We start from the raw sequence: 6,582 nt of genomic DNA on the forward strand, positions 1-6,582 counted from the left end.
TCCGGGGCGGCGGGTCGCCGCGGCGGCCCACCGCTCGGACGGCTCGGGGCGGGTCAGCGGCCTTCCGGCATTCCCGTGCGCCGGTTGCGAAGGAGGAGCGCTCCGACCCCGACGGCGGCCAGTGCCCCGCAGACCGCCCAGCTCCCTCCGTCGGTCGAAGCGGCCCGGGGCCACTCCCACCACCGCGCGTGCGCTCCCCCCGCCCCGGGGGAACCGACCATGAAGGCCGCGACGGCCTGGACCAGGGGCAGAATCCAGGCCGACCGGAAGCCCAGCACCGCCGCGCAGAGGGCGGCCGCTCCGGTGAAGCCGAGGAGGTTGCGCACCGCGAGGGGGATCGACTCCGCGGCACCGGAGAGTGCCAGCGCCACGCAGGACAGAAGCACAGCGACGGTGACCGCCGCGGTGAGATGCAGGGCCAGCACCCGATGACGCGGCACCGCGGCCACCGAGGAGAACCGGCCCATGCCGTCCGTGCAGGACAGGACCACGGCGCAGCCGGACAGCAACGGCATGAAGCCGGCTCCCGACGCGGATACGGGCTCCTGACCGCTGACGCTGGGAAAGAGCACGGCTTCCCCGCCCCACCAGGTGAGTACGGCGGCACAGGCGGCCAGGAAGGCCAGGGACCAGCCCGCACGGTGGGACCTGAGGTGGCTGCGCCAGGGGGAGAACACCTCGTGGTTCAGCACGGCGCCGCCAGGACCCCGGCCCACCGCCGCACGTACGGGGTCTGCTCCGGGACCGGTCGTCCGAGGACCCGCTTCACCTCCGCCGGATCGGCCGCGTCGCCGACCAGGTCGTAGGAAGCCGGTGTGCGGCTGCCCCGCGCACGCGAGTCCAGCCACGAGTTCAGCTTCACCGCCGCCGCCGACCTGCGTTCCAGCACCGCGTCCTCCTCACGGCCGCACTGCGGCCACAAGGCGTTCGTGGTCTCGGCCGCGAGGCTGTCCAGCAGGGCGCCCGCCCCGTGGTCCAAGGTGAATCCTCCCGCTCCGGGGCCGTTCAGGCCGTCCTCCGTGAAGCGCTCGGGCAGGGAGAGCACGTTCGCGGAGACCGCCCGCATCTTCCCGACCGCCGCCACCGCCTCGGGAAGGCGGGGCTCGTGCTCGGGCCAGACGCACACGGTGCCGTCGTCGGCCGGAGCGCAGGCCGTGGCCGACGGGGTGCGGTGTTCCTGCAGGGAGCTGCCGTTCCCCGGGGAGACCGCGACGGCCAGCAGGGTGAGTACGCAGAACGCCGTGCCGGGCACGAGGGCGGCCCTGCGCCGCCGGCCCTCGGCCACTGCCTGTCCCACGGTCACCGCCGCCCCGACGGCCAGCACCGCGAGGGCGATGCGCCACCCCAGGTGCGCGGAGGACAGCCGCAGACCGATCGACTGGTGGAAGAGGCTGTGGGCCAGAGGCGAGGACTGGGTGTCGACGACCATGCCGAACAGCGCGAACCCCGCCACGGCCGCCGCGGCCCCGGTGAACCGGGAAGGCAGCAGGCAGCCGGCGACGTACCCGAGTGCGACGGCGAAGACGATCCCGGCCACTCCGAAGAGCGGGTACTCCGGCCAGGGGGCCCCCGGGGCCCCCACGGTCATGGCCCAGGTGACGGCGGTGCTCACCAGGTAGACGCCCGACAGCCACGACGCGTCGGCCGCCAGCCGGGCCCCTTCCACCGCGGGCAGGGGCCGGGCGGACAGGAGGACGTCGACCCCGCTGCGTCGCAGCTGCGACGTCCGGTGAGCCGCCAGCCCCACGGCCCCGATCACGAGGGGGATCCCCGCGCGGGTGGCCGCCGCCGACGTCTCCGGCCAGGACCCCTGCCAGTCCTCGCCGACCAGGAACACCAGAGCGAGGGACGCGGCCAGCAGGGGGGCGGCGAACCAGCGGACGGGAGTCCGGCGCAGCTCGATGAGGTAACCGGTCACCAGGCGGCCTCCGACCGCTGCTCCGGGGCCACGCTCAACGCGGCGGCGTAACCGCGTTCGAGCGGGGTGTCACCCGGCTGGTCCTCGCTGCCGTTCTCCTCCAGCTCCGCCGGGGTGCCGTCGAACCGCAGCTCCCCGCCGTGGAGCACGCCGATCCGGGCACAGGTGTGCGCGAGGTCCTCGACCAGGTGGGTGCTGAGCAGCACGCAGCTCTGCTCCGCCAGTTGCCGGATCAGTTCACGGAACCGCACCCGCTGGTGGGGGTCGAGCCCGGTGGTGGGCTCGTCCAGGATCACCAGGTCCGGTTCACCGACGACCGCTTGGGCGATGCCCGCCCTGCGGAGCATTCCGCCGGAGAGCTTGCGCAGGGGGGAGTCCGCCCGGCTGGTGAGCCCGACGCGTTCCACGGCCTCGTCCGACGCCGCCGGAATGCGCCTGCGCGGCACCTCGCGAAGCCAGGCGCAGTGGCGGACGAAGTCGGTGACGGTGAAGTCGCCGGGGTAGGCGAAGCTCTGGGGGAGGTAGCCCAGGCACGCAACTGCCGCCCGGTGCGCACCTCCTCGCCGAACAGGCGGAGATCACCGGAAGTCGGGCGGTCGGCCGTCGCCACGGTGCGCAGGAGAGTGCTCTTGCCCGCACCGTTCGGGCCGAGCAGGCCGTAGGCGCCGGCACCGAGGGTGAGGCTGATGCCGCGGACGACTGGTTTCCCGCGGTATCCCTGGTGGAGGTCGTTCAGTTCGAGCAACGGCATGTACGGTCCTGGACCCCTTGGTGCGGGCGTGCTTTCACCATGCCCGCACCAAGGACGATTGACGGGTCGGATGACTGGACTTCGAAGACGAGGTTCGCGACGTCGAACGGGCACCGGTGCACGGTGGGGTACTCCGTGCCGGGGTTCCGGGTGATCCGGACCGAGTACCTGTCGCACGCGCGGCCCCGGACGGCCCCGCCCCGCCAGATCCCCGCCGCCCGTGCCCCGAGCGGTTCCGCCGGTGCTGCCGGCGGTCCCGCCCCGGTGCGGCGCCGTGCATGCCTGCTGACAGGGCCGCGCCGACCATGAGTGCGCCCGTACACCCTTCTTCGTGTTCGTGTCTCTCGTGCGATGGGTTCCCGCGGGCGGTCACCGGCCCGGGCGGACGTCGGTCCAGTGATCGACACGCTCGGCACCCTAGCCACAACGGTGAGCGAGGACAGGGGGCCCGGCGCACGCGGCCGGACGGAGCGGAGCGGTCAAATGGCCCAACCCGGATGTTGCGGGGCCCGTCACCCCTTCACCAGGCCACCTGAAACAGGGCAAACCGGGACACCGGGCGCGACCGCGATCCGACCAGTGATGTGCGTCACGTGACCCCCGGAACGGCCGCCTGGCGGAACATCAGGCGCCGTACCCTCTCCGGCCGTTGGCGTTCCACGCAGCCCGCGCAGCGCGGACGAGACGGCTCCGGGCACGGGCTCGGCGGGCGGCACCCGCAGGCTCCGCGACCGCACGGGTCACACGGTTCGCCGCGCCCGGCCCGCTCCACTCACGAGCGGGCCGGGCGACGACGGGCGGCGGACGCGGCGAAGGGCCGGCCGACGCGTCACGGTCACGCCGAGCCCACCGGCGCGCGAAGGACGGCCGCCGCGGCTCAGCCGATCGCCAGCAGCACCGCGAACAGCACCGCGCCCACGGCGGCCGGGGCGAGCACCTCGTACGCCCAGCGCACCGACGCGCGGGTGGCGCTCCGCTCCGGGCCCACCCCGCGCTCGCGCAGTTCGCGCAGTTCGTTCACCGTCCGGTCGGCCGCCGCGATCCGGGCCTGGGTGTCGCGGACGTCGGCGTGCACCGAGGCCTTGCCGAACGGGTCGTCGTGCGCGGCCTGGGAGGCCCTCCTGGCGGCCTTCTTGCGCTCACGCAGCGACACCGGCACCGCCCACAGCTGGTACTTCCTGCCATCCTGGGCGAACAGCTCGCACGTGTACGAGGCGCGGACGTCGGCGACGTCGGTCCAGGGCAGTTCGATGGTGCGGAACGGGTTCCGGACCCGGATGCGCTCCTCGTCGGCGTAGACCGCCGGCCGCAGCGTGAAGGCGACGATCAGCGGGATCACCGTCAACAGCGCGGCCAGGGCGATCCACGGGGCCCGGCCCTCGCCGCGGATCGCCGCGTCCACACCGGCCCAGCCGATCATCAGGATCAGCACCGCGCCGGTGACCAGCCCGCCTCCCGAACGGTAGGTCCGGTCGGCGGAGGAGGGCTCGGCGGGGGGCGTGGGGCTCGTCATGGCCCCGATTCTGCCTGACGCTCCGGGCGGACGGCCCGGTGGCCGCACGGGGGTGGGGCGCGGGCCCTGTACGGCGCGGAGACGGAGGGGGACTGTACATGCTGCTACGCGCGTAGATATGCTCCTCTGGTGACCATGCCCACGACTGCACCGCCCCCCAAGCACCCAGCTGCGTCCGAGCGGGGAGGCAGCCCCTTCGCCGACGCCACCGCGTCCGACAGTGCGCTGCGCCGCTTCCTGCACGGGCTGCCCGGTGTCGACACCGTCGGTCTCGAAGCGCGCGCCGCCTCCCTCGGCACCAGGTCGATCAAGACGACCGCCAAGGCGTACGCCATCGATCTGGCCATCTCGATGATCGACCTGACGACGCTCGAAGGCGCGGACACCCCGGGCAAGGTCCGGGCGCTGGCCGCCAAGGCCGTCAACCCGGATCCGCTCGACCGCACGACCCCGCGCACCGCCGCGGTCTGCGTCTATCCCGACATGGCCGGGACCGCCGTCGCCGCGCTGGCCGGGTCCGGGGTCAAGGTCGCCTCCGTGGCGACCGCCTTCCCCGCCGGGCGTGCCGCGCTGGACGTCAAGCTCGCGGACGTCCGCGACGCGGTGGCGGCCGGGGCCGACGAGATCGACATGGTGATCGACCGGGGCGCCTTCCTCGCCGGCCGCTACCTCAAGGTGTACGAGGAGATCGTCGCCGTGAAGGCGGAGTGCGGCCCGGCACGCCTGAAGGTGATCTTCGAGACGGGCGAGCTGTCCACGTACGACAACATCCGGCGGGCCTCCTGGCTCGGGATGCTGGCGGGAGCGGACTTCATCAAGACCTCGACCGGCAAGGTCGCGACCAACGCCACCCCGGCGAACACCCTGCTGATGCTGGAGGCCGTGCGCGACTTCCGGGAGCAGACCGGCGTCCAGGTCGGGGTGAAGCCCGCGGGCGGCATCCGCACCTCCAAGGACGCGATCAAGTTCCTCGTGCTGGTGAACGAGACCGCCGGTGCGGACTGGCTGGACAACCACTGGTTCCGCTTCGGCGCCTCCAGCCTGCTGAACGACCTGCTGATGCAGCGCCAGAAGCTCAGCACCGGCCGCTACTCCGGCCCCGATTACGTGACGGTGGACTGATACGCCATGGCATCCGCATTCGAGTACGCACCGGCTCCGGAGTCCCGCTCCGTCGTCGACATCGCCCCGTCGTACGGGCTGTTCATCGACGGCGAGTTCACCGAGGCCGCCGACGGCAAGGTCTTCAAGACCATCAGCCCCTCCACCGAGGAGGTGCTCTCCGAGGTCGCGCGGGCCGGCGCCGAGGACGTGGACCGTGCCGTGAGGGCGGCCCGCAAGGCGTTCGAGAAGTGGTCGGCGCTGCCCGGCTCCGAGCGCGCCAAGTACCTCTTCCGGATCGCCCGGATCATCCAGGAGCGCTCCCGTGAGCTCGCCGTCCTGGAGACCCTGGACAACGGCAAGCCGATCAGGGAGACCCGCGACGCGGACCTCCCGCTGGTCGCCGCGCACTTCTTCTACTACGCGGGCTGGGCCGACAAACTGGACCACGCCGGATACGGCGCGAATCCGCGTCCGCTGGGTGTGGCCGGGCAGATCATCCCCTGGAACTTCCCGCTCCTGATGCTCGCGTGGAAGATCGCCCCGGCGCTCGCGACCGGCAACACGGTCGTGCTGAAGCCCGCCGAGACGACGCCGCTCTCGGCGCTGTTCTTCGCGGACGTCTGCCGCCAGGCGGGGCTGCCCAAGGGTGTCGTCAACATCCTCACCGGCTACGGCGACGCGGGCTCCGCGCTCGTCGAGCACCCGGACGTGAACAAGGTCGCCTTCACCGGTTCCACCGCCGTCGGCAAGTCCATCGCCCGGCAGATCGCGGGCACGGACAAGCGCGCGACGCTCGAACTGGGCGGCAAGGGCGCCAACATCGTCTTCGACGACGCGCCGATCGACCAGGCCGTCGAGGGCATCGTCACCGGGATCTTCTTCAACCAGGGCCAGGTCTGCTGCGCCGGCTCCCGCCTCCTCGTCCAGGAGTCGGTCCACGACGAGGTGCTGCACGCGCTCAAGCGCCGGCTGTCCACGCTGCGCCTCGGCGACCCGCTGGACAAGAACACCGACATCGGCGCGATCAACTCCGCCGAGCAGCTCTCCCGGATCACCGCGCTCGTGGAGACCGGCGAGGCGGAGGGCGCCGAGCGCTGGTCCGCGCCCTGCGAACTCCCCTCCACGGGGTACTGGTTCGCCCCGACGCTGTTCACCGGCGTCACCCAGGCGCACACCGTCGCCCGCGACGAGATCTTCGGCCCGGTGCTGTCGGTGCTCACCTTCCGCAGCCCGGACGAGGCGGTCGCCAAGGCCAACAACAGCCAGTACGGCCTCTCGGCGGGCATCTGGACGGAG

Annotated in this window: 6 protein-coding genes and 1 pseudogene; 2 read left to right on the forward strand and 5 right to left on the reverse strand. The window is 72.8% G+C overall.

Translation table 11 applies throughout. The annotated features are described in order from the left end of the window. Positions 1-53: 53 nt before the first annotated feature. The 5 genes and pseudogenes from IH13_RS0111770 to IH13_RS0111785 form a co-directional block, all read right to left on the reverse strand. A complete protein-coding gene (locus IH13_RS0111770; RefSeq protein WP_031083602.1) occupies positions 54-692 on the reverse strand; it encodes a hypothetical protein in 639 nt (212 codons plus the stop codon). Next, positions 686-1,918, reverse strand: coding sequence for a DUF7224 domain-containing protein (locus tag IH13_RS0111775; protein WP_051835820.1), 1,233 nt, complete (start codon positions 1,916-1,918; stop codon positions 686-688). Before IH13_RS0111775 ends, IH13_RS0111770 begins: the two co-directional genes overlap by 7 nt. Further along, positions 1,915-2,448, reverse strand: a complete 534-nt coding sequence (locus IH13_RS43400; RefSeq protein WP_267883848.1) for an ATP-binding cassette domain-containing protein — start codon at positions 2,446-2,448, stop codon at positions 1,915-1,917. Before IH13_RS43400 ends, IH13_RS0111775 begins: the two co-directional genes overlap by 4 nt. A 68-nt stretch (positions 2,449-2,516) precedes the next feature. After that, positions 2,517-2,669, reverse strand: a pseudogene (locus IH13_RS46055) (ATP-binding cassette domain-containing protein); the annotation flags it as partial. Positions 2,670-3,546: 877 nt separating this feature from the next. After that, positions 3,547-4,182 carry a PH domain-containing protein gene (locus IH13_RS0111785; protein ID WP_031083606.1) on the reverse strand — a complete coding sequence of 212 codons (636 nt, stop codon included), beginning with the start codon at positions 4,180-4,182 and terminating at the stop codon, positions 3,547-3,549. A gap of 135 nt (positions 4,183-4,317) precedes the next feature. Between IH13_RS0111785 and deoC the strand changes: the two genes are divergently transcribed. Together deoC and IH13_RS0111795 are read left to right on the forward strand one after the other, a co-directional pair. Then, the gene (gene deoC, locus IH13_RS0111790) at positions 4,318-5,304 is read left to right on the forward strand and encodes a deoxyribose-phosphate aldolase (RefSeq protein WP_031083608.1); all 987 of its coding nucleotides are present in this window, start codon (positions 4,318-4,320) and stop codon (positions 5,302-5,304) included. A gap of 6 nt (positions 5,305-5,310) precedes the next feature. Further along, a partial coding sequence (locus tag IH13_RS0111795; protein WP_031083610.1) for an aldehyde dehydrogenase family protein occupies positions 5,311-6,582 on the forward strand: 1,272 nt, incomplete at its 3' end.

The sequence above is a fragment of the Streptomyces sp. NRRL WC-3549 genome (assembly GCF_000721935.1).
Taxonomy (GTDB): domain Bacteria; phylum Actinomycetota; class Actinomycetes; order Streptomycetales; family Streptomycetaceae; genus Streptomyces.

What these genes read in the sequence shown, in the direction of transcription:
- IH13_RS0111785 (WP_031083606.1), bottom strand. Translation starts at nt 4,182, where the DNA reads ATGACGAGCCCCACGCCCCCCGCCGAGCCCTCCTCCGCCGACCGGACC.
- deoC (WP_031083608.1), top strand. Translation starts at nt 4,318, where the DNA reads ATGCCCACGACTGCACCGCCCCCCAAGCACCCAGCTGCGTCCGAGCGG.